Below are 27,000 nucleotides of genomic sequence, written 5' to 3'. Positions count from 1 at the left end.
GAGGTAGCGTGAACAGAGTGGTGCAGACACTGGGAATTACCGTGCCGGAGTTTGTAGCAGGATTGGCCCTGGTGGTGTTCGCCCTGGCCGTGATGCTGGTGGCGCTGCGGGCGTCCCGCGCCTATGCGGATACGCCGCGCGGAGAATTTCCGCGTATTGGTAAGCATCCGCTGCGTCGCGCTGGCACAGACGAGGCGCCGCTCCGCTCTGCCCCGCCAGAGATGTCACCGGGTGTGGGCGGGTTTCTTTACCGCGGCTCAGCGGGGGATGAATCCACTACCGCCACGCTGTTTGAGTTGGCCCGGCGCGGCTACATCGGTTTTGTATTCATGACGGATCACACCACGGCGGGTCAGCGGGTCTATATTGTGCGCCTTGACCGCGAATCCGAAGGAGATGACCTCCCGGAGGATGCCCGCAGCCTTCTCGCGGTACTGGAGAGCGGCAGGGCAGAATCGGCCGCCTACGCCGCGGCCAATCCCGTGGATTCGGTGAGCTACCGAAGCGCACTTGAATCGGCCGGACTTCCGGTGGAGGGCAAGCCGCTTGCACGCGTCCAGGGCTATTCGCTGCGTGCCTCACTGGCACAGGCGGAGGCGGAGAAGCGGGAGGTACTCACGCGCGGATGGTACTCGCGCCGGCGCGAAGCACTGGGCACCATTGGTGCCGTACTTGCGGGTGTCGGTGCGCTCGGTGCACTCGGTGCGCTCATCTGGCTGATTGCCACGGGGCTGGGCGGATTCTGGTTTGGTGTATCGGCGGCGGTGGCCCTCATGGGGCTCGTCGCCGTCCTCCGGTATTCCTCGCTTACACCGGACGGCATCGTGGCGTGTGATCAAGTGGCGGGTTTCCGGCGATTCCTCATTGAAGCGCCACGGAGCGAAGGCGCCACGCTAGCCGGCTTTGCGGGCTATTCCTCCTGGGCTAGTGCGCTGGACTGTATGAAAGAATGGGAGAATTCGCTGGAGCGGTTAGCCGTGGTGGAAAACATGACGGTGGCCGATGCGGTGCCGTGGATGGTATCCACATCGAATGAGTGGACCACCTGGGCCGGCCTGACCGAGGCGCTTATGGGTATAGAGCGCCGGCTCCATTCCCATCCGCTGGCCGACGATCTGGACGCAAGTCCACGGAAGAAACGCCCCGCTGGGGAGGGAAAGAAGAGGGGGTAGGAACGCCTCGGCCTGCCCAGCGCCGTCTTCGGTGCGCGAGACCCCACGCGGACTGCTCTCAAACTGAAATCGAAACAGTCCGCGTGGGGTCCGATGTTTTTAGTACTTGTAGTACAGGTTGAACTCGTAGGGGTGGGGAAGGGCACGAAGCGGCGTTACCTCACGGTCCATCTTCAACTGAATCCACGTGGAAATCAGATCCTCGCTGAACACATTCCCGGCCGTGAGGTAGGCGTGATCCTCCGCGAGGGCGTTAAGCGCCTCCTCCAGGGAACCGGGCATTTTTCCGATCTGTGCCAATTCCTCGGCGGGAAGAGAATAGAGGTTCTTATCCACCGGTGCGGGTGGCTCAATCCGGTTGAGAATGCCGTCCAGACCGGCCATGAGCTGCGCCGAAAAGGCCAGGTAGGGGTTTGCGGTGGGATCCGGGACGCGGTATTCCACGCGCTTGGCGGCCGGCGCGTCACCGGCCCGCGGAATACGAATGCATGCCGAGCGATTACCGGAGGAGTACACCAGGTTAACGGGAGCTTCAAAACCCGGGACCAGGCGCCGGTAGGAGTTTGTGGTGGGATTGGTGAACGCGGCCAGCGAGGGCGCATGCTTGATAAGTCCACCGATGTAGAAACGCGCCGCCTCGGACAGACCCGCGTAACCGGCGGGATCCGCGAAGATGGGCTGGCCATCCTTCCACAGTGACTGATGGCAGTGCATGCCGGAACCGTTGTCACCAGCCAGGGGCTTAGGCATGAATGTGGCGGTCATTCCGGCTTCATCCGCACACATACGTACCACATACTTGAACTTCATCATGTCATCCGCGGCGGTGAGCAACGGGGCGTAACGGTAGTTGATCTCCTGCTGGCCGCCGGTGCCAACCTCATGGTGGGCGCGCTCCACAATGAGGCCTACCTTCTCCAGCGTGGCACACATGAAATCGCGAACCTCCGTGGAGGCGTCTGTAGGCGGAACAGGGAAGTAGCCGCCGCGCACGGGAATTTTGTATCCGGAGTTACCGCCCTCCTCCTCACGATTGGAGTTCCAGGCACCCTCAGACGAATCAACCAGGAAACTGGACGCATTAGTAGTGGTGGAGTAGCGGACGTCGTCGAACAAATAGAACTCTGCTTCAGCGCCGAAGCTGACGGTGTCCGCAATACCCGTGGAGCGCAGGTAGGCTTCCGCACGCTTGGCAACCATGCGGGGATCGCGGCCGTATCCCTTATTTGTCTCGCCATCAACCACGGCGAAGTTCATGTTCAGCGTGGGCGTGGAACGGAACGGATCCACGAAGGAGGAGGAGAAATCGGGGAGGAGGCGCATGTCCGATTTATGAATTTCCGTGAAACCGGTGATGGAGGACCCGTCGAACATGTAGCCCGCGGAGAGCTCATCCGCCGTGAGGCCGGCAGCGGATACCGTGAAATGTTGCGTGGAACCCAGCAGATCAGTAAATCGAATATCGAGGAGCTGGATATCTTCATTCTTGATGAAATCAACTGCCTCGGTGGCGTTGGCGAACATGTTTCTCCTGTTGTTGGTTGGTCCTCATGATATGCGGACCTCGATGGATAAGCTGCGTGGTTCCGGAAACAAAAAACTCCGCGAGTTTCGCGGAGCCTAGTGTCAGTTGCCGCGGAGTGCGCGGCGAGACACCTTTGTATTGAGTGGATCGATTCCCTTTGGAATGGAGAGCGCGTTATTGCCCAGTGCCCGAAGCCGCATGTCCAGGGCGGACACTTCGGCTCGGCTGATCTTGCTGGGGAGGCGCTTCACCGTACGCTCAAGCTTGCTGAGCGGTACCTGGCCTTCGCCGTCACCGACAAAAAGAATGGTGACAGGCACTTCGCGTGACACGTGGTGGACATCGCGCTCTGCATCCCGCGCCAGTTTCGCCGTGCGTGACTTCGGGCCTTCAGCAACAAGCACCACGCCCGGCTTCCCGATAGCGCGGAACACCATGTCCTGATGGCGAGCATTCACGCGCACAGGCTCATCCTGTGTGATCCAGGCGCCGCGGAGATTCCCAAGCACCGCTGTGGTGGCGCCGGGCACGCCCTTAAGCTGCGCGTAAGAGGCGTTACGGACTAGTCGCGTGAGCAGCAGCATGGGGAATGTGAGTGCCAGGAGGACGCCCAGAATAATCCAGGCCACCCACGCTTTCGTGATGGCACCCACCACCACGCCGATTGCCAAGCCAAGCACCCCTACGCCGGCGAGCCACCAGCCAAGTGCGGGGTAAGTACGGCGGGAAATCTTATACGCGTCACGGAGCGTCGCGAAGAAGCCGGGCCGCTTCTGTTGCTGCTTTTGCTTGGCCATGGCCACCCTTCCTTGGAAATACCCGCCCATTCTACCTGGACCTTGGAAGCCTGTGGATAACCTGCGCGTGAGAGTGCGGTCACGGGGTGAAATAGCCCTATGGAACGACGCCGAACACATCATGCCGAGAGCCTGCCGGGCCGCGCGCCCCACCGTGGCCGGCACAGTAGCCCGGGTGTGTCCTCGCGTTTTCAAGACTCTCGCTGCGGTGCCAAGCAAGGTGCGGCGGCTAGAACGTGGAGGTGGTGGGCGCTACCGGTGGCGCTGGCAATCGGCTGCGTGATGGGGTTCGGGATGCCCACGGTGACGCATCCGGCCGCGGGCCCCGCTGGCACCACCGGGATGCCGAGCCCGGCGAACGCGTGGGGCGCCGGCGTATCCACATCCGAGGTGTCGCAATCATCCGCCGCTAGGCAGGCTGCTCCCACCACGACGTCGGCCCCGCCGGATTCGGACGCTACGCACGGGGTGATGGAGCTTGTCTCAGAACTGGTATCCGCCCGCGATGCGGCCATTATGGCGGGCGATGGCGCGGCGATTATTGCGCTCACTGCGCCAGATGGGCCGGAGCGAGCACGGGCGCAGGCGTTCGCCAGTGAGCTGACGGACGCGCCGGTGGTGGACATTGATACCGAGGTAGTGGCTGCGCAGGCGAATTCTGACGGCCGGGTGGAGGTGTGGACCAGGCAGCGGCGGTTACGTTACGCCGACGGGCGAGCCTTCGGGGTGGCGCAGCCACGCTGCGCCGTGTGGCAACTGGATGCGGGCCAACTGGTGGACGTGAGTCCGTGCGAGTAATGCGTTTAAAAAAGTGGGGACCGGGCGCGTGCCCGATCCCCACCAGCGGTTCAGCGAAGCTTCGCTTTACAGGTCAGCTTCGAAATCCGCGGCCTCAAGGCGCTGCTTGTATTCCTTGAGGAAGCGGCCGGCTTCAGCGCCGTCCACGAGACGGTGATCATAGGTGATCGCCGGGTACACCACGGAACGGATACCGATCGTTTCGTTGCCGTTGGCGTCCTTCACCACGGCCGGCTCCCGGAGAATGCCGCCGATGCCGAGGATGGCCACCTCAGGCTGGTTGATAACCGGGGTATCGAACATAACGCCGTTGATACCGGTGTTCGTGATGGTGAACGTGCCACCGGAGAGCTGATCCGGCTTCATGGTGTTCTCTCGTACCGCGCCAGCCAAGGTGTTGATTTCCTTGGCCAGGCCCGCGATGTTGAGCTCACCCGCGTTCTTCACCACCGGAACGAACAGGCCGCGCGGCGTATCTACCGCGATGCCGATGTTCTCGTGATCGAAGTACTCCACTTCCTTGTCATGGATGGTGGCGTTGAGCTTCGGGTGGTTCTTCAGCACATCAATTGCTGCCTTCACGAAGAAGGGCAGGTAGGTGAGCTTCGTGCCCTCACGGGACTGGAACTCGCCCTTGACGCGGTTGCGGAGATTGACCATGTTCGTCACGTCCACGCGAATCACCGTGGTGAGCTGGGCGGACACCTGCAGAGACTCGACCATGCGCTTGGCGATGGTCTGACGCAGGCGGGTCATCTTCTGCGTGGTGCCACGCAGCTGATCGGCCTCAGCGGAGGCCGGGGCAGCCTTGGCGGCCGGCTTGGCCGGGGCCGGAGCAGCAGCGGGGGCCGGAGCGGCCGGCGCAGCGGCGGGAGCCGGGGCAGCCTTGGCGGCTGCCTCAACATCCTGGCGGCGGATACGGCCACCAACACCGGTGCCCTTCACCTTGCTGAGATCCACGCCCAGCTCCTTACCGAGCTTGCGGACGATCGGCGTGATGTAGGCATCGGGTTCAGCAGTGGTGGCCTGAACCTGCGGTGCGGCCGGGGCCGCGGCGGGAGCCGGTGCCGGAGCGGCAGCGGGGGCCGGAGCCGGGACGGCGGCGGCATCACCAATGACGGCGAGCACTGCGCCAACCTCGACCTCCTCGTCTTCCTGCGCGCGAATTTCAAGGAGCGTACCGGCGACGGGGGAGGGAACCTCGGAATCCACCTTGTCCGTGGACACCTCAACGATGGGCTCGCCCACCTCAACGGAATCGCCAATCTCCTTGAGCCAGGAGGTGACGGTGGCCTCGTCCACGGACTCGCCCAGAGCCGGGAGCGTGACCTCGGTGCCGGTAGCAGCACCAGCGGCAGGTGCGGCGGCCGGAGCTGGAGTAGCGGCCGGGGCCGGGGCAGCTGCGGGTGCGGGAGCAGCGGGGGCGGCTTCTGCCGCTCCGCCCGCCTCCACGCCGGAGCCATCACCGATGTAGCCAAGAATGGCGCCAGTTTCTACTTCGTCATCCTCGTCAACAACCTTCTTCTCCAGAATGCCGGCGACGGGGGAGGGAACCTCGGAATCCACCTTGTCCGTGGACACCTCGAGAATCGGTTCGCCTTCTGCTACTTCCTCGCCAACTTCCTTCAGCCACGAGGTGACGGTGGCGCTGTCAACAGATTCGCCCAGTGAGGGCAGCTTAATAGGTTCTGACATTGTGATCCCCTCTAGTTGGAATGAAGCGGCTTGCCAGCGAGTGCCATGGCGGCTTCGCCAAGGGCCTCGTTCTGGGTCGGATGGGCATGAATAAGCCCGTTGTAATCCTCCGGGAAGGCTTCCCAAGCAACCATGGTTTCGCCCTCACCGATCTGCTCACCCATACGGGCGCCGATGGCGTGGAAGCCCACGATGGGGCCATCCTTCTGGCGAACCAGCTTGACGAAGCCGTCTGCACCGAGCATCTGGGACTTACCGTTGCCGGCCAGGTTGAACTTGGCCGTCTCCACGTTAGCCTTACCGAACTTCTCCTCGGCTTGAGCCTGCGTGATACCGACGGAAGCGATCTCGGGACGGCAGAAGGTGACGCGTGGGATGTAATCCGGGTTGATGACACGCGGGTTGAGCCCGGCGATGTCCTCGGCCACGAACACGCCCTGCAGGAAGCCGCGGTGGGCCAGCTGCGGTCCCGGCACGATATCGCCGACGGCGTAGATGCCCTCAACGTTGGTGCGGAGGCGCTCATCGGTCAGCACGAAGCCACGGTCCATGGTGATGCCCTGCTGCTCGTACCCCAGATCCTTGGTGCGCGGGCCGCGACCGACCGCGATCAGCAGGATATCGGCGTCGTACTCCTTGCCATCCTGGGTGAACACGCGCACGCCGGTAGCCGTCTCCTCCACGTGGTCAAACATGGTGGAGGTGGCGAACTTGATACCGCGCTTCTTGAACTGGCGCTCAAGGTTCTTAGAAATATCGATGTCCTCGTTGGCCACGAGGTGGGGCAGGCCCTCGATGATCTGAACATCCGCACCGTAGGACTTCCAGGTGGAGGCGAATTCCACACCAATCACACCGCCGCCCAGCACGATGGCCGAGGACGGAACCTGGGTGAGGCTCAGCGCCTCGGTGGAGGTAATCACGCGAGAGGTGATCTGCTGGCCGATGGTCTTGGAGTAGGAGCCGGAGGCAAGCACGACATGCTTGCCCTTGTAGTTGACGCCGTTCACCTGAATGGTGTCACGTGCTACCAGCGTTCCCCAGCCGTTGACGATCTCAACGTGACGTCCCTTGAGAAGGCCCTGCAGGCCCTTGAACATCTTGCCAATGACGCCGTCCTTGAAGGCGTTGAGGGCCACCATGTCCATGCCGTTGAAGGTGCCCATCACACCGATGGACGGGCCTTCGCGCATTTCGTCTGCTACTTCAGCGGCGTGAAGCAGCGCCTTGGCGGGGATGCATCCGTAGTGCAGGCAGGTGCCGCCTACCTTGTCCGCTTCGATTAGCGCAACCGACATGCCGAGTTGCCCAGCGCGGAGAGCAGTTGCGTATCCGCCACTGCCACCGCCAAGGATTACGACGTCGTATTCCTTTGTTTCTGCCACCAACTTCTCCGTTCTTTATGGACCGATACCGAACGTCTAGGACTTTCGGCGCTCTTCTTCATTGTGCCATGAAAAGTTCACCCAAATTCGCAAAAACGCTCTGCCGAAAACGATAATTGAGCGGCGCGAATTCCCGATGGGCCGGGCGAAACCCTACCGTGAGATGGTGTGGGCGTGGTGGCGGCGCACATCACGTGTGGGAGGTAGCACGGTAGAGCGGGATTGGCCTAGCGTACACTCGATGGGTTGTGGTACCGAAGCGCGGGCCCCTGGACTGAGGAAATCAATGGCGGAACTGATCAAGGATACGAGGCATCGGGCTACAGGGTGGCCTGCCGTATTCATTGGTTTGCTATTGGTGGGTGCCGTGGTGGTGGTGTGGCGCACCGTGATTGGTGCCTCCGACGCGTTCGTGGCTCGGCATCCCGCTCAGGCCGCCGTAGCTATTCTGGCCGCCGCCATATGGATGCTGGCGGCCATTGGCACGCTCCATAATGGTCGGCGAATGCGGCGCGTAGCCGGGGTGTCGTGGGCTTTGAACGTGGTGATGCCGGTGGTGGGTACCATCCTTCCGGACGCATTTATCGCCGTCAATCCTTGGTACCAGGCGGGTTCCAGTTATTTTTATCTGACCACCGTCGGGGCGCTGCTGGCTCTTGGCTGGCTGTTCTATTCTCGCCCCGCACATATCGCGAACCGCAGTTTGCAGTAGCTGCTCGGTGATTGCGGCCGTATTGGCCGGCGCAGTTTGCCCGACCAATACAGCCGGGGTTAACCGGCCGGGTGGCCTTACTTTTCCCGCGCTACTTCGCGCTGCAGCTTCTTCTCCTCGCGCGCCTTCGCGCGATTGTTCCGGTAGGCCTCGCGATATTCGGCGGGCGTGCCACCCGCGGGGTACTCATGAGCCTTGACCTGCGGCTTGGGGAGCCGCCAGCGACGCGGCGTCATTGCGCGAGACGTGAGCTGGCCCTGCAGGCGCGGCGGAATGCGATCCTCGCCAAAATGGTAGCGAACGGCGCGCTTTGTTCTGACGGCCAGCCAGATGGCGTCGATGAACATGATGAACATGACCACGTACGCCGCAATAATGAAGAAGTTGAGAATCACCGGATAATTACGCAGTGCGAACAATCCGATGATCAGCACGATAGCTAGCGGCATCAGCCCTACCGCGCTGGTGCGCCGCGCATCGAGAAAATCGCGGGCCCAGGCGCGCTCGCGGCCGCGATGCTCCCACGGCATGTGGGCGATATCCCCGGTCTTCATGGCCTGGTACTCCGTGTTGCGGATTTCCTCGCTCCGCGCGCGCTGCTCCGCCTTGAGTATCTTCTTCTGTTCCTTGGTGAGATGCGCACCCGAGGCGATGAGAGGCCGGCGGCGCGCGTTCTCTACCTGCTTACGCTTCGGCGTTGGCGTGCCCTTTGCGGGCGTATAGCCCTTGGGCAGGCGCGGTGTTTCCTCCACCGTCGCGTCCGCTTCGTCCTTCTTCTTACGTCCGAACACAAAAATCTCCCCTCGTGAGTGCGCGTTTAGTTTACGCAAACGCGGCCCGCCGCGTAGGGGAGCCTCACGACTCGGCGTCCTACTACCTGCCACGACGACGTCGCACGGGAACGTAGGGCTTGGGCGGAGCCGTCAGCGACCGACGTCGTTTGGTACCGCACCGTACCGACCGGTGGGGTAGAACCGACCGCGGGGCGCGCGGGCCGGTAGGGTTGATCACATGGAGAGTGAAGAAATCACACGGCGCACGGAGGAACTCCTTCCTCAGCTGCGCGAAGAACTGGAATCCCTGGTACGCATTCCCTCTGTCTCGGTGGACGCTTTCGATCAGGCGCGGGTGCGTGAAAGCGCCGAGCGTGTGGCGGAATTGGCGCGTGACCGTGGCCTTGAGGCGGAAGTTGTGCAGTTGAAGACGCAGGACGGACGGACGGGCCGGCCCGCCGTATTGGCGCGCCGCACGGTGAGTGAGGATGCCCCCACGGTGCTGCTCTACTCGCACCATGACGTGCAGCCGGCCGGCACCCTGGATACCTGGGAATCCGATCCCTTCGAGCCCACGGAGCGAGACGGCCGCCTGTATGGGCGCGGCGCCGCAGACGACAAGGCCGGCATCATGATGCACATGGGTGCACTCAAGGTGCTCGGTGACGAACTGGGCGTCAACGTCAACGTGTTCATCGAGGGCGAAGAAGAAGTAGGGTCGCCCACCTTTGAGGACTTCCTGGAGACCTACCGGGACCGCCTGGCGGCCGACGTCATCGTGGTAGCGGATTGTGGAAACTGGCGCGTGGGTACGCCGTCGCTCACCACCTCGCTGCGCGGCGTCGCCACCGTTGAGGTTACCGTCTCCACCCTGGAGCATGCCGTGCACTCCGGACAGTTCGGTGGACCGATCATTGATGCGGTGACGGCTTTCGCTCGGCTGGTGGCCACGCTTCACAATGAAGACGGCAGTGTGGCGGTTGCCGGCCTCACCTCCTACGACGACGCCGAAGCCGACTACCCGGAGGACGTGCTGCGCAAGGATGCGAGCGTACTTGATGGCGTGCAGCTGGCCGGTCACGGTTCTCTCGCCTCTCGGATGTGGACGCAGCCGGCCATCGCCGTGGTGGGGATGGATGTCACCAGCGTGGCCGAATCCTCCAACACCATCATCCCGTCGGTAACCGGTGTGCTCTCGCTGCGCGTTGCCCCCGGCCAGAACACGCGGGAGGCCGCAGAAAAGCTGGTGGAGCACCTGAAGGCGCACGCCCCGTTCGGCGCTAAGATCACCGCCGAGATTAAGGAGGCCGGCCCCGGCTACAAGGAGAACGTGGACTCACCCGCCGCGCAGGCCGCTCTTGATGCCTTCCGCGACGCCTGGCACACCGAGCCCGTCAATATCGGCTCCGGTGGATCTATTCCGTTTGTCTCCAACCTCAAGGCAATGTTCCCTCACGCCGAGGTGCTGCTCACCGGTATTGAGGATCCGGACACGCGTGCTCACTCCCAGAACGAGTCCCTTGCTCTTGACGATTGGAAGAAGGCCACAACCGCCGAAGCCATCCTGCTAAGCAAGATCGCTGAAATGGGGAAGAAGCATGCGTAAAGCGGCAACGGCCGGAGTAGCCCTGCTCATGATGCTGGGCCTGGCGGCGTGCTCGGGGGAATCGGGAAGCGGCGCGGCCTCAGCGTCGGCGTCGGCCAGCGCAAGTGCCACGGCCACGGCGGATGCGGAACCGATTGCGTACAAGGAACCCACGTGCGTGAATACCGCGGATATCGCGGCAAACGGGGATGAGCCTGAAATAAAGTACGGCCCGAGCGGAATGCCGAACGTGGGGAAAACCTCCTCCGGCACCGTGAAGCTCGGGTTCCCGGATGGGGATGCGCCTGACGGGTTACGCGTGTGCGTGGTGTCCCAGGGGAAGGGTGAGGCGCTCTCCGAGGATTCCATGGTGTCCGCCAACTACGTGGGGCAGGTGTGGGGAAATCCCGTCCCCTTTGATTCCTCCTTTGAGCGTGGCCAGGGCACCAGCTTCGTGCTCACCCAGGTGGTAAAGGGGTGGACGTATCCCATGTCCCACGCGCATGTGGGGGACAAGCTCATCATCTCCATCCCGGCGGACTACGGCTATGGGGCGCAGGGCAATTCGCAAGCGGGCATTAGCGGAACGGATACGATCGCCTTCTACGTGGAGATCACCAGCGGTGTGGTGCCCGCGCAAACCGGGCAGAAGGACGCCAAGGAGGAGACCAAGGTGGCTGACCTTCCCGTCACCTTCTCCGCGGGTCTTGGCGAGCCCATCACTGATCTCAAGGTGAAGGATGGGCAGAAGGCACCCGTCACGGATCCATCCGCAACGGCCACCGAGGCAAATAGCCCGCAGGTGACGGTGATTGCCCGCGGTACGGGCAAGGCACTGCCGGATTCTGGCACGTACATCATTCAGTACGCGGCCACGGACTGGAAGAATTCCTACACCGAGAACACGTGGACGGGAACCACGGTGCCCAAGGGGGCCGCGTTTATTCCCACCACCGGACAGACCGTGTTCAATGCACTGGCCGGGATTCCGGTAGGATCTCGCGTGTTCATGACGGTGCCCGGTGACAGTGAGGAAAAGACGCTCGCCGTCGTCGTGGACATCGTGGGGTCCATGTAATCGAGCAGGGTAGACGAGAGGGGGCGGGATATTCCCGCCCCCTCTCGTATGTTCGCTCTGCCGTTACGCCCATCCGGCTTTTACGCCTGCACGTGGCTGCCCGGCTGCGATGCGTGGCAAACCTCTGGCAAACCGCGGGGCCGGGCATAGCGGCCTGGTAGCGGTAGGTCTTGCGAGCTACCCATGTTTGGCCACTAGCGGATGATGAGTCCCTGGGCCTTCTGCTGGGCGTCAGCAAGCCGGTTGGCCACTTCCTGCCAGTTAACTATATTCCAGATGGCCTTCACGTAGTCGCCCTTCACATTGAGGTAGTCCAGATAGTAGGCGTGCTCCCACATGTCCAGCTGGAAGATGGGGAAGACCCCTTCGGGCACATTGTTGGCCTGATCGTAGAGCTGGAAGGTGACCAGCTTGCCGGCCACGGAATCATAGGCGAGCACGCCCCAGCCGGAGCCCTGAATGCCCGTGGACACCGCGGTGAACTGGGCCTGGAAGTTCTGGAAGGAACCGAAGGAGTCCTTGATGGCCTCCGCAACCTCGCCTTCCGGCTCCCCGCCGCCATCCGGGGAGAGTAGCGTCCAGAAAATGGAGTGGTTGATGTGGCCGCCCAGGTTGAAAGCCAGATCCTTAGAGTACTGGTTGATAGCCGCGAAATTGCCTGATTCACGTGCAGCCGCGAGGTTTTCCAGCGCCTTGTTCGCGCCGTTCACGTATGTCTGGTGGTGCTTGTCATGGTGGAGTTCCATGATCTTGCCCGAGATATAGGGCTCTAGCGCCGAGTAATCATAGGGGAGTTCCGGGAGTTCATACGTGGCCATAACGGCCTCCTTTCATCGCTGACGCTTTCTGAATCCCGTGGGCGTCGATTTTATTCCGCGGCCTTCGTTACCAGCCACGCAAGTCCTGGAACGACGCCGCGGTGGCGCGGCTTAGTTTTGGCTCTAGGAGCGACGCGGACGCCGGTGTCCCGGCCCGTCCGAGGGCACAAAGGCGGGTGGGAGGTCAACGGGCTGGGGCAGCGAGAAGCGGGCTGCCGCATTGATCGGTAAGGCGAGTGGCCGCTCGGATTCCACTGAGAGCACGCGCGTAGTGGGGTCGGTCAGCCAGTCGGCCAGAATCTCAGACTCCTCGATATGCGTGGCGCCGCCGGCCCGCGCGGGGCGCTCAACCTCCGGTGCGGTGCGGGCCAGAGCGTCCACAATGTCGGGTGGGAACTGATCGGAGGGCACGCGGGCGGCCGCAACCAGTTTGCCCCAGCGCACGACGGCCACCTCCCAGTGATCCCCCCGGTAGGAGGCGGCGCGAATCTCGGCGGCCCGCAGAATCGGGAGTAACTTCTCCCTTCGTTTGGCCGCCGTCAGTACGGCCTGGAGACGGTCACGCTCAATGGAGGCCTGTTCGAAGCGTTCCTCGGTGGAGAGGCGGCGCAGCCGTCCCTTCGCATGCGCCCATACGGCGTCAAGTTTCCCGGCCAGAATTTCTGCGGCGCGGAGGCGGGCTACCTCGGGCGCATTGAGCATGCCCCGTGGCGGGAGCACACAGCACGGCCGGCCCTCCTGATCGGTGTGAACGGTGCACGGGGTATCGGAAAGATCCGAACGGCGAGCGATGCCGAGACCACGGCCGCGAAGCCCGGCCTCATCATTAATCAGTTCGAGTGCCCGGCGCGCCTGCGAGCCCGAACCAAACGGCCCCAGCGAGGTTTCCATATTCGCCTCCGGGATGCCGCGGGCAACCTTGAGGCGCAGATGTGGCTTTTCCGTAAGCTCCAGCCACGGCTTGTTTTGTGGCCGCCGCGAGCGCCGGTTGTAGGGAGGATCAAACGCAGCTATTTCCCGTACCTCTTCCACACTGGCCTGGAGCACCGTCTCTGTTGCGGTGGCCTCCACCTTGCGCGCCAGGTCCACCATCTCACCCATGCGGCGGCGGGATTCGGATGCCGTGAAGTATTGGCGCACGCGTTTATACACGTTGACAGAGGTGCCCACATAGAGCACCTCGCTGCGTGGACCAAGAAAACGGTATACACCCGGGGAGTGCGGCAGGCCGTCCGCGAGGCTCGCCTTGCGCCGACGTTTCGCCGGCACTCGGTCCGTGGCTGTGCGCAGATCCTCCAGGTGGGTGACTCCGAGCGGTCCGAGCCGCTCCAGCATGGTATGGAGGACGTCCACCGTGGCGCGTGCATCATCCAAGGCACGATGCGTAGGCGAGACGGCGGCGTGGCAGTAGGCGGCGAGCGTGCCCAGTTTGTGGTTGGGGACCTCATCCCGGGTGAATACGCGCCGGGAGAGCGCGAGGGTGTCCACCACGCCGAGGCGCGGCCAGGGGATACCCAGTTCCTTGGCCGCAATTTTGAGGTGTCCCACGTCAAAGCGCGCATTGTGGGCTACCAGCACCGCATCCGCGCCAACAAAGTCAAGAAACGCAGGCAGCACGTGGTCAATGGATGGCGCCTCAGCCACCATGCCCGTGGTGATGCCGGTGAGCAGGGTGATCTGCGGTGGGATGGGTACGCCGGGATTGACCAGCGTGGAGAACTGGCCGAGCTCCTCTCCGCCCTGCACCTTGACCGCACCGAATTCCGTGATGGCATGCGCGCCCGGGCGTCCGCCCGTGGTTTCCAGGTCCACCACCACAAATGTGACCTCTTCCAGCGGTGTGCCGAGGTCACCAAACTGCATCTGGGTGGCCGGCGGTGTGCCCTGGCCCTCCGCGTGCCGCGCGGCACGTTCCAGGTCCAGCCGCCTGCCCGGCGCCGGAGCGGTGATGGGTTCCTTCATAGCGTCAGGCTATGCCTAAGCGCCGACAGCCTCTGGAGCCGGCGGCGCGGGCAACCGGTACGACGTCGACTGCCTGCGTCCGTACACCCCGGGGCGCATGGACGCAGGGCATTATTACGCGCGGCATGTCTAGAGTCGGGCGCCATCGTCGTCGATATCGCGGGAATGCGGCGCCGAGGCCATCACCGCAACCACCGCGCACATCACCGCTCCCACGAACAGCACGCCGCGCAGCCACCCGGGCCCGTGGAGCAGCCAGCTCAGAATGCCGCCCAGCAGGCAGATCGCGGTGGCGATCCACGCCCAGCGTTGCAGCGGGTGGGCCGGCGGCGCGGGCGGATTGAATTCGGCAAGCAGGTCCGGGTCGATGCTCTCGAAGTCCTCGTCGATCTCGGGCGGGCTCCAATCGCGCGGGCCGCCCAGGTTATTAGACGTCATGGCGCACATTGTATAAAGTGGGCCCGTCAGATGGACTCTTTATCCCTCGGAAAGGCGATGCCGTATGGACTCGTTCCACAGCTCCCTCTCCGGCATCGCCCGCTAAATACTCCCGGTGCCGTGATTTCGCGGGAGCAGTATGCCCTGCTCGTCCATCTGAAAGGCACCCATGCGAATCTTTGTGGCATCCATGCCCGCCTCCCTGCCGGAGGCCTATCGCGTTCCTGAAAATTCATCCATTCCCACCAGCGTGCGCGGGCTGGAGCGCCGCGCACTGCTGCCCTCCTGGCGCTACGCCCTCACCGTTTTCCTTGCCGATGTCCTGGTGGCCGTGGGCCCCGTGCTCGTGGTCTGGGCGCTCGGGCGCGCCGTGGACCGGCTGACGGCCGGCGGCGCGCTCCTGATACCCATGGCCTGGTTGGTAGTCGGCCTACTATCCTGCGCTCTCGGCGCCTTTGTTGATGTCTTCGAAATCCCGCTCACGCGCCCCGCCGGCATCGACGTGCGCCTGGGCGTCATCCATCACCTCTTCCCGCGGCGCGTGCGCGCAGAAAGTAGTGGCGACCTGGTGCAGGCGGCCGGCGCCGACCCGGACACGCTGGGCAGCTTTGCCCTCTACCCGCCCTATGCCGCCGCGAACCTGCTTGCCGAAATCATCATCGTGGTGCTGATCTTCGCGTCCTCCCCACTGCTCGGCATCATCGCAGCGGTCGGCGCCCCGCTCATCACCTGGGCTACCACCCGCCTGGTTCCCTCCCTCACGCGCCGACGTGCAGCGGTGCGCCACGAAATGGGTACGCTCACGTCCATGACCGCGGACACGGTGGCCGGGCTGCGCATTCTCCGCGGCACCGGCGGAACACCCTGGTTCCTGCGGCGCTACCGGCGCCAATCCAGCCGGGTGAAAGCGGCGGGCATCGCCCTGGCACGGCCCGGTGCCCTCATCGACACGGCCATTGATGCCCTCCCCACCGGCTTCTCCGCGCTCCTCGCCATCGCCTCGCTGATACTCGCCACCCGCGGCATCATCACGCCTGGTCAGGTAGTGGGCGTATGGGGCTTGGCCGGCTATGTGTCCGCACCGATCGCCGCGTTTGCCAACTGCGTGCGCGAGTACACCGCCGCCCACGTGTCCGCCCAGCGCATCGAGGCCGCCCTGGCCGCCCCGCCGCTCCTGACCGAACCGGATATACCCGTACCCGCACCCGAGTGGTCTCGCGTCTCCCTGTACGACGCCGCCTCCGGCGTCACGCTCACCCCCGGCCGCCTCACGGCACTGGTTACCGCCAGCCCCGAGCAGGGGAGCGCGGTAGCGCGCAGGTTCGCACGTGTGGACGACGGCGTTGTGGAGGCTCGCGTAGGTGACCGGCGTACGCGGCTGGACCGGGTGGCGCTCGCGGAGGTGCGGGCAGGAATCCTCTACTGCACGCCGATTCCTGAGGTGTTCGCCGGGACGCTCCGGGAGAACCTGGCCGGCGCAGACGCGGCCGGCAGACAACCGCGCACGATGCGTCAAATCATTACGGACACGGTGCGGCGCGAGCACGGGCTGGAGCCGGCCGGACACCCGACATATGGTCCCAAGCCCGCGGATGTCCACCTCACGGCGGCCATTACTGCGGCCATGGCGGGTGACGCCGCGGATGCCCTGGGTGGCCTCGACGGTGAACTCACCGAGCGCGGCCGTAACCTCTCCGGCGGGCAGCGTCAGCGTGTGGCCATCGCCCGCGCCCTGGCCGCGGCGCCTCCGGTGCTCATCCTTGACGAGCCCACCTCCGCCCTCGACTCCCATACGGAGGCGGCCGTGGCCGCCGGTGTTCACCGGGCCCGCCTGAACGCCACCACCCTCGTGGTCACCGCCTCCCCGCTGGTCCTCGCGCAGGCGGACACGGTGGTGTTCCTCGATTCCGCCGGCGCACACGTGGGATCACATGCGAAGCTCCTTGAGCTGCCGGCTTACCGGCGGGTGGTCCGCCGCGCGGAAGGAGAAAGACAATGATTCTTCCCATTGCTTCCGGGCGTGAGGTCGTCCGTCGCCTCGCCGCCCTCCTGCGCGGCCACGCCGCCGCCTTCGCTCGTATGCTCGCCCTCAAGGTACTCGTGGCCGCGGCCGAAATTGCCGTGCCCGCCCTCATCGGCTGGGCCATTGATGCTCTACTCGCCGGCCAGACTGCCGCGCTTCCGCGCCTGCTCGCGGCGATCGGCGTCGTCGTGGTGGCGGACATGGGGCTGACCTATTGGTCCGGTCATGCCTCCTATGTGTTCGGGGAAACCGTATTTGCCCAGCTGCGGGAGGAAGCGGTGGACGGCGTCGTCGGATTACCGCTGGAAACCGTGGAGCGTGCCGGTACCGGGGATCTCCTCGGGCGCACCACGGGTGACATCAAGCAGATATCCGGTTTTATCCAGAATGACCTCACGCTCACCGTGGTTACCCTCATTAACCTGGTGGCTGTGGGTGCAGCCATCTGCTGGACGGCGCCCATCATGGCCGGGGCCATCGTGCTGTCCGGCGTAGGACTGTGGCTGACCACCCGCCGCTACCTGCGCTACTCAATCCCCGCCTACCGTGCCGCCGCTGAAAGCCGCGCCGATGCCGACGGCCTCACTAGTGAGACCCTCGCTCAGTACACCACCGTGGACGCGGCGGGGCTGGGGCGCGTCCGTGAGGGACGCGTACACACCGTGCTGCGCGAATTCCAACGCAACGAGGTGTACACGTCCATCCAGCGTTCTCGCTTCGCCGCCACCATGCGCATCCTCATCTATGTGCCGGCATGCTGCGCGGTGCTTGCGGGTCCCGTGCTACTACACCACGGCCTCACCCCCGGCGGCCTGGCCATGCTGGTCATGTACTGCCTGCAGCTGGCCGGCCCGCTACAGACCATTTCCTGGCTCATGGACTCGATCCAGTACGCCTCCGTGGCGCTCCAGCGCATCGTCGGGATTAGTCTCGCCCCGCGCGTACCAGAGGGAAACGAGGAGCCTCGCGGTATGGAGGTCCGGGTGGAGGGGGCCACGTTCTGGTACGACGACGCCGGCGCGCGTCCGGCTCTCCGTGACATCACCGTGTTTGTGGCGCCGGGGGAGCGGCTCACCATTGTCGGTATGTCCGGTGCCGGGAAATCTACCCTGGTCCGCCTCATGGCCGGCCTTGGGGAACCCCAGCGGGGACGTGTCACGATCGGAGGGGTGGATGTGTCCCGCATCCCCGAGGCGCGACTACGCCGCCTGGTGGCGCTGGTCACCCAGGAAAATTACGTGTTCACCGGTACGGTGGCCGATAATCTGCGCCTGGCCCGAGAAAACGCCACGGATGCGGAGCTGCGGCGCGCGCTGGACACGGTGGAACTGGACGCGCCGCTTGATCGTGAGGTGAGCAACGGCGTGCTCCGGCCCGGGGAGGCGCAGCGGCTGGCGCTTGCTCGCGTGCTGCTGCAGGATCCCGCCATCGTGATCCTCGATGAGGCTACCGCCGCCATGTCCGCCGTGTCCGCCCGCGCCACCGAGCGCGCCCTCGCCGCGGTGCTGCGTGGCCGCACGGTGATATCCGTGGCGCATCGCCTCTTCAGCGTGGATAGTGCGGACCGGATAGCGGTTATGAACGATGGGCGCATCGTTGAGACGGGGAGTCACCGCGCGCTGCTGGCACGTGGCGGGCAGTACGCGGCGCTCTGGCACGCCTGGGAGGGCGCGTAGGCGCGTGACCAGGTCGGACGTGTAAGGGAACTCGCGTGGGGCAGGCCGTGAACACGGGTAAAAGGCGGCTAACATGGAACCCGCGCGATCGCAACGACGTCGCCGTGACGTGACGAAAGGACAATGATGACCATCCGTCGAGTAGCAATTCTTACGGCCGGAGGATATGCCCCGTGCCTGTCGTCCGCCGTGGCTGGCCTCATTGAGCGTTATACGGAGCTCTCGCCTGAAACGGAGATTATCGCCTACAGGTACGGGTACCGCGGGCTACTGCTTGGGGACTCGATTACGGTGACTCCGGAGGCGCGCAAGCAGACGCACATCCTCCACTTCTTCGGCGGTTCGCCCATCGGAAACTCGCGTGTCAAACTGACGAACACGGAGGATCTGCTTCGTCGTGGACTCATCCACGAGGGCGAAAACGCCCTGGAAGTGGCCGCCAAGCAGCTGCAGAAGGATGGCGTGGACGTGCTCCATACTATCGGCGGTGATGACACCAGTACAACGGCCGCGGACCTGGCCGCCTACCTGGAAGATAACGGCTACTCGCTCACCGTGGTGGGCCTGCCAAAAACGATTGACAATGACATCGTGCCGGTGGCCCAATCCATGGGCGCGTGGACGGCCGCGGAGGAGGCCGCCCATTTCGCCGAGCATATCATTGCCGAGCACAACTCCACCCCGCGCGTGCTCATTATTCATGAGGTGATGGGGCGTAACTGTGGCTACCTCACCGCCGAAGCAGCATCCGAATATCACAATTGGGTGGGCCGCCAAACGTGGGCGCCGCTGCTGGGGCTCACACCTGAAACCTGGGATGTTCATGCCGTATACCTGCCCGAAATGACCATTGATTTCGCCACCGAAGCGAAGCGACTCCGGGGCATCATGGACCGGCTGGGCAACGTCAATATTTTCCTCTCCGAGGGCGCCGGTGTCGATGAGATCGTGGCGCACATGCGGGCCACCGGCCAGGAGGTTCCGATTGACGCCTTCGGGCACGTCAAGTTGGACAAGATTAACCCCGGCGAATGGTTCGCCTCGCAGTTCGCTTCCCGTTTGGGGGCGGAGAAGACCCTGGTGCAGAAGTCCGGGTACTTCTCACGTTCCGCCCCGGCCTCGGACCGCGACCTGGTGCTTATCAAGGGCATGGTGGATTTCGCGGTGGATGCGGCCATGCGCGGAGAATCCGGCCTGGTGGGACACGACGAGGAGAACGGCAATCTGCTCTCTTGCATCGCCTTCCCGCGGGTGGCCGGGCACAAGCCGTTCAATATCAATAGGTCCTGGTTCCGCAAGCTGCTGGGAGAGATCGGGCAGATCGAGGATGGTTCGGCGCAGGGCGACGGGGCGAAATAGTCCGGTAGCGTGGCGGGTAAGCCCGGCTAAACCACCGACAGCGTAATGGTGGTGCCGGGCTTTTGCTTACCCGTCGGTGATTCTCCGCGCACGAATCCGAGGTATCCGCCCAGAATGTCCTTGCGCTCCACTTTAAATCCGGCGGATTCGAGCGTTTCCTTTGCCTCGTCAAAGGGCATGTTGAGCACATCCGGCACCTCCACCAGCTCGGGTCCCTTGGAGATGGTCAGGTGCACGGTGTCACCGCGGAAGAGGGTACCGTCCGCCGGGTCCTGACTGATGACGGTACCGGCTGCCGTGGTGTCCGAGAACGCCTCGGTTGCGTCCGCCTTGAGTCCCGCCTGCTCGATTCGTGCGACGGCGTCGGCACGGGACGTATTCGTTACGTTCGGCACCTCGATAGGCTCGCGGCCCTTTGAAACGGTGATTTCTACCGTGGAATCGTGGGGGAGCGAGGTACCCGGTGCCGCCGATTGTTCGACGACGCCGCCACGCTCCACGGTTTCCGAGTAGGCCTCGGTGGTGGAGGGAGTAAGCCGTGCCCCCTGGAGCGTGGCGGTTGCGTCCTGCTCGCTCATTCCCGACACGTCGGGTACCGTCACCATTTCGACGCCGCGGGACACCGTAATTTGCACGGGGCTGGTGGTGAGGATCGATGCGCCGGCGGCTGGATCCGTTGAGATCACCAGGCCCTCGGTCACGGAGTCAGAGAAATCCTGTGTTTGGTTGACCGTGAATCCGGCCTGGGCGAGCGTCTCGGTGGCCGTTGCGGCGCTCTGACCGGTGACATCCGGCACCGGGATACGACGGCCCGGACCCGCAAGAAACCACCAGGCGGCGCCGGCTGCGGCCGCAACCAGGAGGAACACGAGCAGCCAGGGCCAGCGGCGGCGTTTGGGGCGGGCTGACCGCTTGCGGGTTGCCGGTACCTCGGAGGCGTGATTGGGTCCGGTGCCCACCGCGGCCGCGCGGCGGGTAAGCTCCGGTGCCGCGCCCGCATGAGCGACCCGGCGCGTATGGGCAGCATGGCGCACCCGGGTGGGTTCGCCGTGAGCAGGCCGGGACACCGTCGCGAGTGGGATCACGGGAATACGCCGAATGAGAATCTCCCGGGGAATCATGGCGCGAATGCGGCGAAGCTCGGTGAGTGCCGCGGCGGCGTCGATGGGGCGACGCGATGGATCCTTGGCCGTGAGCAGTCCAATCAGCGAGTCAACGGCGTCGGGCAGCCACGTGGCCTGGGTGCCCACACGTGGCATCGGGGCGTTGAGGTGCTGGAAGGCAACCGAAATGGGGGTTTCGCCGTGGAACGGGAGCGTGCCGGTGAGAAGCTCGAAGGCCATGATGCCGACGGCGTACAGGTCCGAGCGCGGGGTCGCGGCGTCCGACGATTCGATGAGCTCGGGCGCAAGGTAGGCAACAGTGCCGTAGGAGGCCGTGGAGGTGGTGGCCGTGCTGACGGCGCGGGCCAGCCCAAAATCTGCTACCTTCGCCTGAATGGCAGCGTGGTTCAGAGTGGAGGCAGGCGGTAGAGGCTGCTCAAGCAGGATGTTTTCCGGCTTGATATCACGGTGCACAATACCCGCGCGGTGGGCGGCGGCCAGGGCGTCCAGTACCTGGTCAAGAAGCTCCAGCACTGTACCGAGGTTGAAGGATCCAAAACGGCGCAGTTCCGAGCGCAGGTCCGGGCCCGCCATGAATTCCATGGTGAGGTAGGCGGCACTCCCATCGGGTGAGGCCCACATGCCCTGATCAAACACGCTGACCACGTGCGGATTAGACAGGCGTGCGGCCGCGCGGGCTTCGGTGCGGAATCGCGCGGTGAAAGCCGGCTGGGCGGCCAGATAGGGGTGCATCATCTTGAGGGCGACGACGCGGTCGAGGCTGGTATCGAGCGCTCGGTACACGGTGGCCATGCCGCCGCGGGCAATGCGTGCCTCAATGCGGTAGCGGCCATCCACCACGGTGCCCAGGCTCAGAGAATCCACGGGGTACCGTTCAGAGGAGGCGAGCGGCACGCACCACGCGGGTGACATAGTTTTGCGTGGCGGGCAGCGGACCGGTGGAACGGATAGAGGCGAGGCCCTGATAGTAGGCGCCCACGGCCTCATGGACCGAGGACGTGTGGCGAAGGAGGTAGCGCAGTATTGCTATACCTGCGGTGATGTTATCCGCGGGGTTGAGGGGATTGAGCTCTCGGCCCACCAGGAGGCCCGCCCACTCCGCCGCTTCCGGCCCGAGCTGCATAACGCCGATCGCGCCTGAATCTGAAACCTTCGCCGCCTCAAAACCGGATTCGATATAGGCCACACCCATGGCTAGATGCGGATTAACACCCATGATGGTGGCCGTATGGCTGACCGCATCCTGCATGTCCACCCGTGAGGGGACGGTCATCTCGCGGAGATACTCCCGAAGCTGCGTGGGAGTGAGGTGAGGGGTGAGGTGCAACCCATGGAGACGATCCGCGGTGGATGATGCCAAGGTGTCCCTCCTCTCCCGTACGTCGTGGACGGTGAGCGGCGGTGAATGCCGCTCGATCTAATCTGTGACAATTGTGCCAGGTGTGAATGCTGTACAAAGTGATGCCACGTACACAGTGTAGCCGTTTAGCAGGCGTTACCGGCTGCGTCCACTGAGCCCGTCCAGGAATGAGGCCAGCGTGCCCCGGGCCGGTTCGGGGATAGCCGTAAGCACGGAGCGCGCGGCCGCCTCGTAACGAGCGATGAGCGCTTCATGGGCGCGCTGGGCACCGCACTCGGTGATCACGCGGCGAGCGCGCTCCACCTGGGCGGTGGTGGGCTTGCTTCCGGCTAGCGCGTCAATAGCGCGCATCTGTGCGGAGGTGGCGCGCTCACGGGTGAGCGCAAGTAGCACGGTGTGTTTTCCTTCTGCCAGGTCCCCTCCGGCCGGCTTACCGGTTTCGGCCGGGTCACCGAACACCCCCAGTGCGTCGTCCTGCAGCTGGAAAGCGACGCCAAATGGGCGGGCAAAAGATTCGAGGACGTCTGTCATCTCCGTCCCCGCACCGCCAAGTAGGGCGCCCATGAGAAGAGGATCCACGGCCGAATAACCGACGGTTTTCAGGCTGATAACCTCCATGGCTTCGCGCTGTGCCGTCTCCGCGGCGCGTAACGGTTGTACTTCGGAGCGCAGATCCAGGTACTGGCCCCAACCAACGCTGGTGATCATGCGTGCGAATCGTGTCATCACCGCCGGGGCATCGGCTGCTGCCTGCGCGGCCAGGCTGACGGCGCTGCCAAGTAGTGCGTCTCCAAGCACAACGGCGGCGCTGCGTCCGAAATCTGCCGAATCTCCGCGCCATGACCGGCGCGCGTGGGTTTCTTCGAGTGCAACGTGATACGCGGGTACGCCGCGGCGTGTGGGCGAGTGATCCACCACGTCGTCGTGAATAAGCGCGGCTAACTGGAATAGTTCGACGCCGGCCGCGAGCATCGCCGCTCGCTCCTGAAGAGAGGCGGTAGGTACGGGCTCCGCGGCGAGCATGCCGGCACGGACCAGCCGGGCGCGGGTGCGCTTTCCGCCTCGCATTAACGCGCGTGCCGGATTGAATCCCTCGCGGGTGGCGGACGGTAATTGCACTCCGGTGTCAACGTAGGCGAGTGCGCGGCTAATATGCTCCGTGACCGCCTCAAGAAACGCATCAATGGCCATAAATGGAGTCTACCGGGCAGTTTCCCGGCTGCTCGCCGCGTCCCGAGGTAGTCAGGTGTTATGAGCATCCACAGGCGGCTCGGATTCGGCGTATGGAACCGGTGGTCCGCGCTGGACTATGCCCATGAACACAATTACTTTGTACTCGCCGGAGGAAGCGCTCGCCGTTATCCCGCATCTCCTGGGTTTTGTGCCCACGCACCACGCTGTTGTATTGGGGATTGATTCAACACCGCCTGCCTGCAGCGGTCTACCCGATGGAGCCTGCCCGATTCTCACCGTGGACCTCGCTACCGGGCCGCTCACCGAGGAGCGTGCGCGTGCGTTGGCCGCCACTCTACTGGCGTGCGGGGTACGCCGCGCTGTACTCGCCGTCTATTCAGATGACGCCGAACTCCAGGTGGCGCGTGACGGTTCCGAATACGTGGGGGCAGCGGAGATCCTGTGGGAGGCGCTGGAGGAACGATGGGGTGAGGCTGCGGAACTGTTTCTTTACTTTGCTGATCCGCGAGGATTCATGAGTGTGAGCGGGCAGCTGCGGCCCTGGAACGAGTTACAGGGGAGCCTTGCTGCCGCGCAATTCGTCTACGAGGGATCGGCACCCACCGAGACGCCACCGGAGATGGCAATCATTCCCCAATCACCCGCGCTGCGTGACGCGGCTGAGCACGTGCGTGCCATGTGGCACATGCGAGAAGCGGCTGCGGACGATGCGGAAACAATGAGTAGCGGCGAGGATACCGGTGGCAAGCCAAGCACAATGACAGCGGGTGCCGCGTGTGATACCCACGGGGCGGGTGACATGCTCACCGGAACCGTGGGCAGGCTTCTTCATCGCCGTGGCGACAGTGCACTGACCGCCGCCGAGGCCGGTGCGTTGGCGGCGGTCATCGATCAGGTGCCTCTTCGGGACGCGCTACTGGCGTGGGCGCTCGCGGAAGTGCCGTTGGGCATGCCGCTCCGGCCCGAGGAAATAATGGGGTTGAAGATGCCACATGTGGTGCGGGCGGATAATGTGCGATTGCTTCTTGAGGCCGTTGCCGCTTATGTTCCAACAGCCCCGGTTCTAGCTACGTCGGCCTATCTTGCCTGGTGGCTGGGTATGAACTCGGTGGCGGCGGCGCGGGTGCAGTCCGCGTGCGAGATCGATCCTGGTTACACGCTCACCAGGCTCCTAAGCGAGGCGCTCGACGCAAGCGTGCTACCACCGTGGATGACGGCGTCGGAGATGGTGGACAACTGATTTTAGGGTTTCTCTCACATATTGCCGGGAACAATTTCGCGTGCTATCTCGTTTAGTCTCTGTATTTGCGCCGGTGTGTGTCCGGCGTGTGTCAAGCGGAAAGGGTTCACGTGGCCAGTCAGCGAGCCAGCGCACAGGAGCAGGAAGTCGTAGCAGACGAGGCGGCACCGCAGAAGAAAACCGCCAAGCGTAAGGCCACGAAGTCCGCCGCGGCGAAGGCGCCTGCGAAGAAGCGCACTACCAAGGCTTCGACAGCTAAGGGGTCCAAGAAAAAGTCCGTGAAGTCCGCCTCCAAGGCATCGAAGGAGGCCGCGGTCAAGGATGAGCATGCCCCGGAACCGGACAAACTGGACGAGGACCTCATGGCGGAGGACATGGACGAGGATGTGGATCTCACCGAGGATCTAGACCTTGACGATGATGCCTCTGACACCGTAGATGATGCTGACGAATCCGATGATGACGCCTCTGAGGATGAAGAAACAGAGGAAGATTCGGAAGAAAAAAACGAAGCCAAAGACGAGAAGCCAAAGAGCCGGGCAAAGGGCAGCTTCACGGTGAAGGATTCGGATAGCTCGGATGAACCGGCTGTCCGTGTACACACCGCCGGTGCCACCGCGGATCCGGTGAAGGACTACCTCAAGCAGATTGGCCGCGTGCCGTTGCTCAATGCGGCCGAGGAAGTGGAGCTTTCCAAGCGTATCGAGGCCGGGCTTTACGCGCAGTACCTGCTGGATCATCCGGATGCGGATTATGAAGAACAGGATCGCAAGCGCAAGCGCGATCTACGTGTCATCTCACGTGATGGCCACAACGCTAAAAATCACCTTCTAGAGGCAAATCTCCGCCTGGTGGTGTCTCTCGCCAAGCGGTACACGGGGCGCGGCATGCTGTTCCTGGATCTTATTCAGGAGGGCAACCTCGGCCTGGTGCGCGCGGTAGAGAAGTTTGACTACACGAAGGGCTTCAAGTTCTCTACCTACGCCACGTGGTGGATTCGGCAGGCCATCACCCGCGCCATGGCGGATCAGTCCCGCACCATCCGCATTCCCGTGCACATGGTGGAGGTGATTAACAAGCTGGCGCGCGTGCAACGGCAGATGCTTCAGGATCTGGGCCGCGAACCCACCACCGAGGAACTAGCTAACGAGCTGGATATGACGGAAGAACGCGTGGTGGAGGTACAGCGCTACGGCCGCGAGCCGATCTCGCTGCACACGCCGCTGGGCGAGGATGGCGATTCAGAATTCGGCGATCTCATCGAGGATTCTGAGGCTGTTCACCCCGCGGATGCGGTGGGATTCACCATGCTGCAGGAGCAGCTTCATCAGGTACTCGATACGCTCTCGGAGCGTGAGGCCGGTGTGGTGTCCATGCGCTTCGGTTTGACGGATGGCCAGCCCAAGACACTTGATGAGATAGGCCGCGTGTACGGCGTGACGCGCGAGCGTATTCGCCAGATTGAATCGAAGACGATGTCCAAGCTGCGTCACCCGAGCCGTTCCCAGGTACTTCGCGACTATCTCGAGTAGTCGGAGTAGATAGAGCGCGCAGTAGTTTGGGGGGGCGTCCGGTCTGTGGCCGGACGCCCCTTTGCCGTGGCTGGGACGCCTTGAATGAGACGCGCTAGAAGAGTGGATCCGGCCAGGGCACGTAGGCGGCGGCTTTCAGGGCCGGCATCCAGCTGCGCGGGTAGACGGGCGCACCATCGCGCGTGCGGGCCTCCTCGGCGAAGCGTACGCCGCCAGCTTCCCGTTCCATGTACACCCGTAGGAGCCCGGCGGCTGCTCGTGCATCGCCGAGTGCGCGGTGGTGCGTGGGCAGTGGTATGCCGGCACGCGCGGTGGCGGCCACCAGAGAATGCCTTCCCTCCGGCAGGTAGATGCGCGACTGCTCCAACGTGTCCACCGTGGCGGCCGCGGGAATACGAAGCGGGAAACTTGCTCGCCCGAATGCCGCGTTCAGGAAGCCCACGTCAAAGGGTGCGTTGTGCGCCACGATCGCCCGGCCGCGCAGTAACGGCACCAGTGCGGGCAGAATCTCGGTGAAGGAGGGCGCGGTGGCGACGTCGTTATCCGTGATGCCATGAACAAACGTGGCACCGACGGGGCGCCCCGGGTTCACCAGGGTGGACCACTGCTCAAGTTCGCGGCATTGCTCATCCAGTACCACCACGCCGATCTCAATAATGCGGTCGGAGCTGGGGGAGAGCCCGGTGGTTTCCAAATCAATGGCCGCGAATCCATGCATGCGCCCAACCCTAGCGCTGGTGGCGAACACAATGCG

At 63.9% G+C, this 27,000-nt stretch carries 22 protein-coding genes; 10 read left to right on the top strand and 12 right to left on the bottom strand.

Annotated features, from left to right (window positions below; translation table 11 throughout):
* Window positions 1–17 precede the first annotated feature (17 nt).
* Entirely contained in the window at window positions 18–1,172 is a 1,155-nt protein-coding gene (locus tag EIH27_RS03540; protein WP_124039576.1) for a DUF2207 family protein, read from the top strand.
* Between the two features lie 99 nt (window positions 1,173–1,271).
* On the opposite strand, the gene glnA is transcribed toward EIH27_RS03540, so the two are convergent.
* The gene (gene glnA, locus EIH27_RS03535; protein ID WP_124039575.1) at window positions 1,272–2,696 is read right to left on the bottom strand and encodes a type I glutamate--ammonia ligase; all 1,425 of its coding nucleotides are present in this window, start codon (window positions 2,694–2,696) and stop codon (window positions 1,272–1,274) included.
* A 102-nt stretch (window positions 2,697–2,798) separates the two neighbouring features.
* Entirely contained in the window at window positions 2,799–3,494 is a 696-nt protein-coding gene (locus tag EIH27_RS03530) for a DUF4191 domain-containing protein (protein ID WP_124039574.1), read from the bottom strand.
* A gap of 258 nt (window positions 3,495–3,752) precedes the next feature.
* Between EIH27_RS03530 and EIH27_RS03525 the strand changes: the two genes are divergently transcribed.
* Window positions 3,753–4,292, top strand: a complete 540-nt coding sequence (locus tag EIH27_RS03525; protein WP_124039573.1) for a hypothetical protein — start codon at window positions 3,753–3,755, stop codon at window positions 4,290–4,292.
* A 66-nt stretch (window positions 4,293–4,358) separates the two neighbouring features.
* Here EIH27_RS03525 and sucB read toward each other — a convergent pair whose 3' ends face one another.
* Together sucB and lpdA are read right to left on the bottom strand one after the other, a co-directional pair.
* Complete coding sequence (gene sucB / locus EIH27_RS03520; protein ID WP_124039572.1) at window positions 4,359–5,987, bottom strand: 2-oxoglutarate dehydrogenase, E2 component, dihydrolipoamide succinyltransferase; 1,629 nt, start codon at window positions 5,985–5,987, stop codon at window positions 4,359–4,361.
* A gap of 11 nt (window positions 5,988–5,998) precedes the next feature.
* The gene (gene lpdA, locus EIH27_RS03515; RefSeq protein WP_124039571.1) at window positions 5,999–7,372 is read right to left on the bottom strand and encodes a dihydrolipoyl dehydrogenase; all 1,374 of its coding nucleotides are present in this window, start codon (window positions 7,370–7,372) and stop codon (window positions 5,999–6,001) included.
* A gap of 286 nt (window positions 7,373–7,658) precedes the next feature.
* On the opposite strand from lpdA, the gene EIH27_RS03510 reads away from it, so the two are divergent.
* The gene (locus EIH27_RS03510; RefSeq protein WP_124039570.1) at window positions 7,659–8,084 is read left to right on the top strand and encodes a hypothetical protein; all 426 of its coding nucleotides are present in this window, start codon (window positions 7,659–7,661) and stop codon (window positions 8,082–8,084) included.
* Window positions 8,085–8,161: 77 nt separating this feature from the next.
* On the opposite strand, the gene EIH27_RS03505 is transcribed toward EIH27_RS03510, so the two are convergent.
* Complete coding sequence (locus EIH27_RS03505; RefSeq protein ID WP_124039569.1) at window positions 8,162–8,875, bottom strand: DUF3043 domain-containing protein; 714 nt, start codon at window positions 8,873–8,875, stop codon at window positions 8,162–8,164.
* 220 nt (window positions 8,876–9,095) lie between these two features.
* Between EIH27_RS03505 and EIH27_RS03500 the strand changes: the two genes are divergently transcribed.
* Together EIH27_RS03500 and EIH27_RS03495 are read left to right on the top strand one after the other, a co-directional pair.
* Window positions 9,096–10,463, top strand: a complete 1,368-nt coding sequence (locus tag EIH27_RS03500; protein WP_124039568.1) for a dipeptidase — start codon at window positions 9,096–9,098, stop codon at window positions 10,461–10,463.
* On the top strand, window positions 10,456–11,520 hold the full coding sequence (locus EIH27_RS03495; protein WP_124039567.1) for an FKBP-type peptidyl-prolyl cis-trans isomerase: 1,065 nt from the start codon (window positions 10,456–10,458) through the stop codon (window positions 11,518–11,520). Before EIH27_RS03500 ends, EIH27_RS03495 begins: the two co-directional genes overlap by 8 nt.
* A gap of 194 nt (window positions 11,521–11,714) precedes the next feature.
* Here EIH27_RS03495 and EIH27_RS03490 read toward each other — a convergent pair whose 3' ends face one another.
* The 3 genes from EIH27_RS03490 to EIH27_RS03480 all read right to left on the bottom strand — a co-directional run bounded on the left by EIH27_RS03490 (window position 11,715) and on the right by EIH27_RS03480 (window position 14,738).
* Entirely contained in the window at window positions 11,715–12,338 is a 624-nt protein-coding gene (locus tag EIH27_RS03490; protein ID WP_124039566.1) for a superoxide dismutase, read from the bottom strand.
* Between the two features lie 123 nt (window positions 12,339–12,461).
* The gene (locus EIH27_RS03485) at window positions 12,462–14,300 is read right to left on the bottom strand and encodes a DEDD exonuclease domain-containing protein (RefSeq protein ID WP_124039565.1); all 1,839 of its coding nucleotides are present in this window, start codon (window positions 14,298–14,300) and stop codon (window positions 12,462–12,464) included.
* Between the two features lie 129 nt (window positions 14,301–14,429).
* Window positions 14,430–14,738: a hypothetical protein gene (locus EIH27_RS03480; protein ID WP_124039564.1), complete on the bottom strand. Its 309-nt coding sequence runs from the start codon at window positions 14,736–14,738 to the stop codon at window positions 14,430–14,432.
* Window positions 14,739–14,907: 169 nt separating this feature from the next.
* Between EIH27_RS03480 and EIH27_RS03475 the strand changes: the two genes are divergently transcribed.
* The 3 genes from EIH27_RS03475 (at window position 14,908) to EIH27_RS03465 (ending at window position 19,796) form a co-directional block, all read left to right on the top strand.
* Entirely contained in the window at window positions 14,908–16,737 is a 1,830-nt protein-coding gene (locus EIH27_RS03475; protein WP_124039563.1) for an ABC transporter transmembrane domain-containing protein, read from the top strand.
* Window positions 16,734–18,437, top strand: coding sequence for an ABC transporter ATP-binding protein (locus tag EIH27_RS03470; RefSeq protein WP_124039562.1), 1,704 nt, complete (start codon window positions 16,734–16,736; stop codon window positions 18,435–18,437). Before EIH27_RS03475 ends, EIH27_RS03470 begins: the two co-directional genes overlap by 4 nt.
* A gap of 126 nt (window positions 18,438–18,563) precedes the next feature.
* The gene (locus EIH27_RS03465) at window positions 18,564–19,796 is read left to right on the top strand and encodes a pyrophosphate--fructose-6-phosphate 1-phosphotransferase (RefSeq protein WP_124039561.1); all 1,233 of its coding nucleotides are present in this window, start codon (window positions 18,564–18,566) and stop codon (window positions 19,794–19,796) included.
* A 26-nt stretch (window positions 19,797–19,822) separates the two neighbouring features.
* On the opposite strand, the gene pknB is transcribed toward EIH27_RS03465, so the two are convergent.
* The 3 genes from pknB to EIH27_RS03450 form a co-directional block, all read right to left on the bottom strand.
* The gene (pknB, locus tag EIH27_RS03460) at window positions 19,823–21,784 is read right to left on the bottom strand and encodes a Stk1 family PASTA domain-containing Ser/Thr kinase (RefSeq protein ID WP_164461588.1); all 1,962 of its coding nucleotides are present in this window, start codon (window positions 21,782–21,784) and stop codon (window positions 19,823–19,825) included.
* A gap of 10 nt (window positions 21,785–21,794) precedes the next feature.
* Window positions 21,795–22,280, bottom strand: coding sequence for a lytic transglycosylase domain-containing protein (locus EIH27_RS03455; protein WP_241152950.1), 486 nt, complete (start codon window positions 22,278–22,280; stop codon window positions 21,795–21,797).
* A gap of 135 nt (window positions 22,281–22,415) precedes the next feature.
* Window positions 22,416–23,471 (bottom strand): polyprenyl synthetase family protein, encoded by a 1,056-nt coding sequence (locus EIH27_RS03450; protein ID WP_124039559.1) that lies wholly within the window; start codon window positions 23,469–23,471, stop codon window positions 22,416–22,418.
* A gap of 124 nt (window positions 23,472–23,595) precedes the next feature.
* Between EIH27_RS03450 and EIH27_RS03445 the strand changes: the two genes are divergently transcribed.
* Together EIH27_RS03445 and EIH27_RS03440 are read left to right on the top strand one after the other, a co-directional pair.
* Window positions 23,596–24,714: a DUF4192 family protein gene (locus EIH27_RS03445; RefSeq protein WP_164461587.1), complete on the top strand. Its 1,119-nt coding sequence runs from the start codon at window positions 23,596–23,598 to the stop codon at window positions 24,712–24,714.
* A gap of 110 nt (window positions 24,715–24,824) precedes the next feature.
* Entirely contained in the window at window positions 24,825–26,246 is a 1,422-nt protein-coding gene (locus EIH27_RS03440) for an RNA polymerase sigma factor (RefSeq protein WP_206424873.1), read from the top strand.
* A 94-nt stretch (window positions 26,247–26,340) separates the two neighbouring features.
* Here EIH27_RS03440 and EIH27_RS03435 read toward each other — a convergent pair whose 3' ends face one another.
* The gene (locus tag EIH27_RS03435; protein WP_124039556.1) at window positions 26,341–26,964 is read right to left on the bottom strand and encodes a 3'-5' exonuclease; all 624 of its coding nucleotides are present in this window, start codon (window positions 26,962–26,964) and stop codon (window positions 26,341–26,343) included.
* Between the last annotated feature and the right edge of the window lie 36 nt (window positions 26,965–27,000).

The sequence above is a fragment of the Neoactinobaculum massilliense genome, assembly GCF_900604955.1.
Lineage (GTDB): Bacteria > Actinomycetota > Actinomycetes > Actinomycetales > Actinomycetaceae > Neoactinobaculum > Neoactinobaculum massilliense.
The sequence above is the reverse complement of the archived record's forward strand: the minus strand, read 5'-3'. Positions and strand labels throughout refer to the sequence as shown.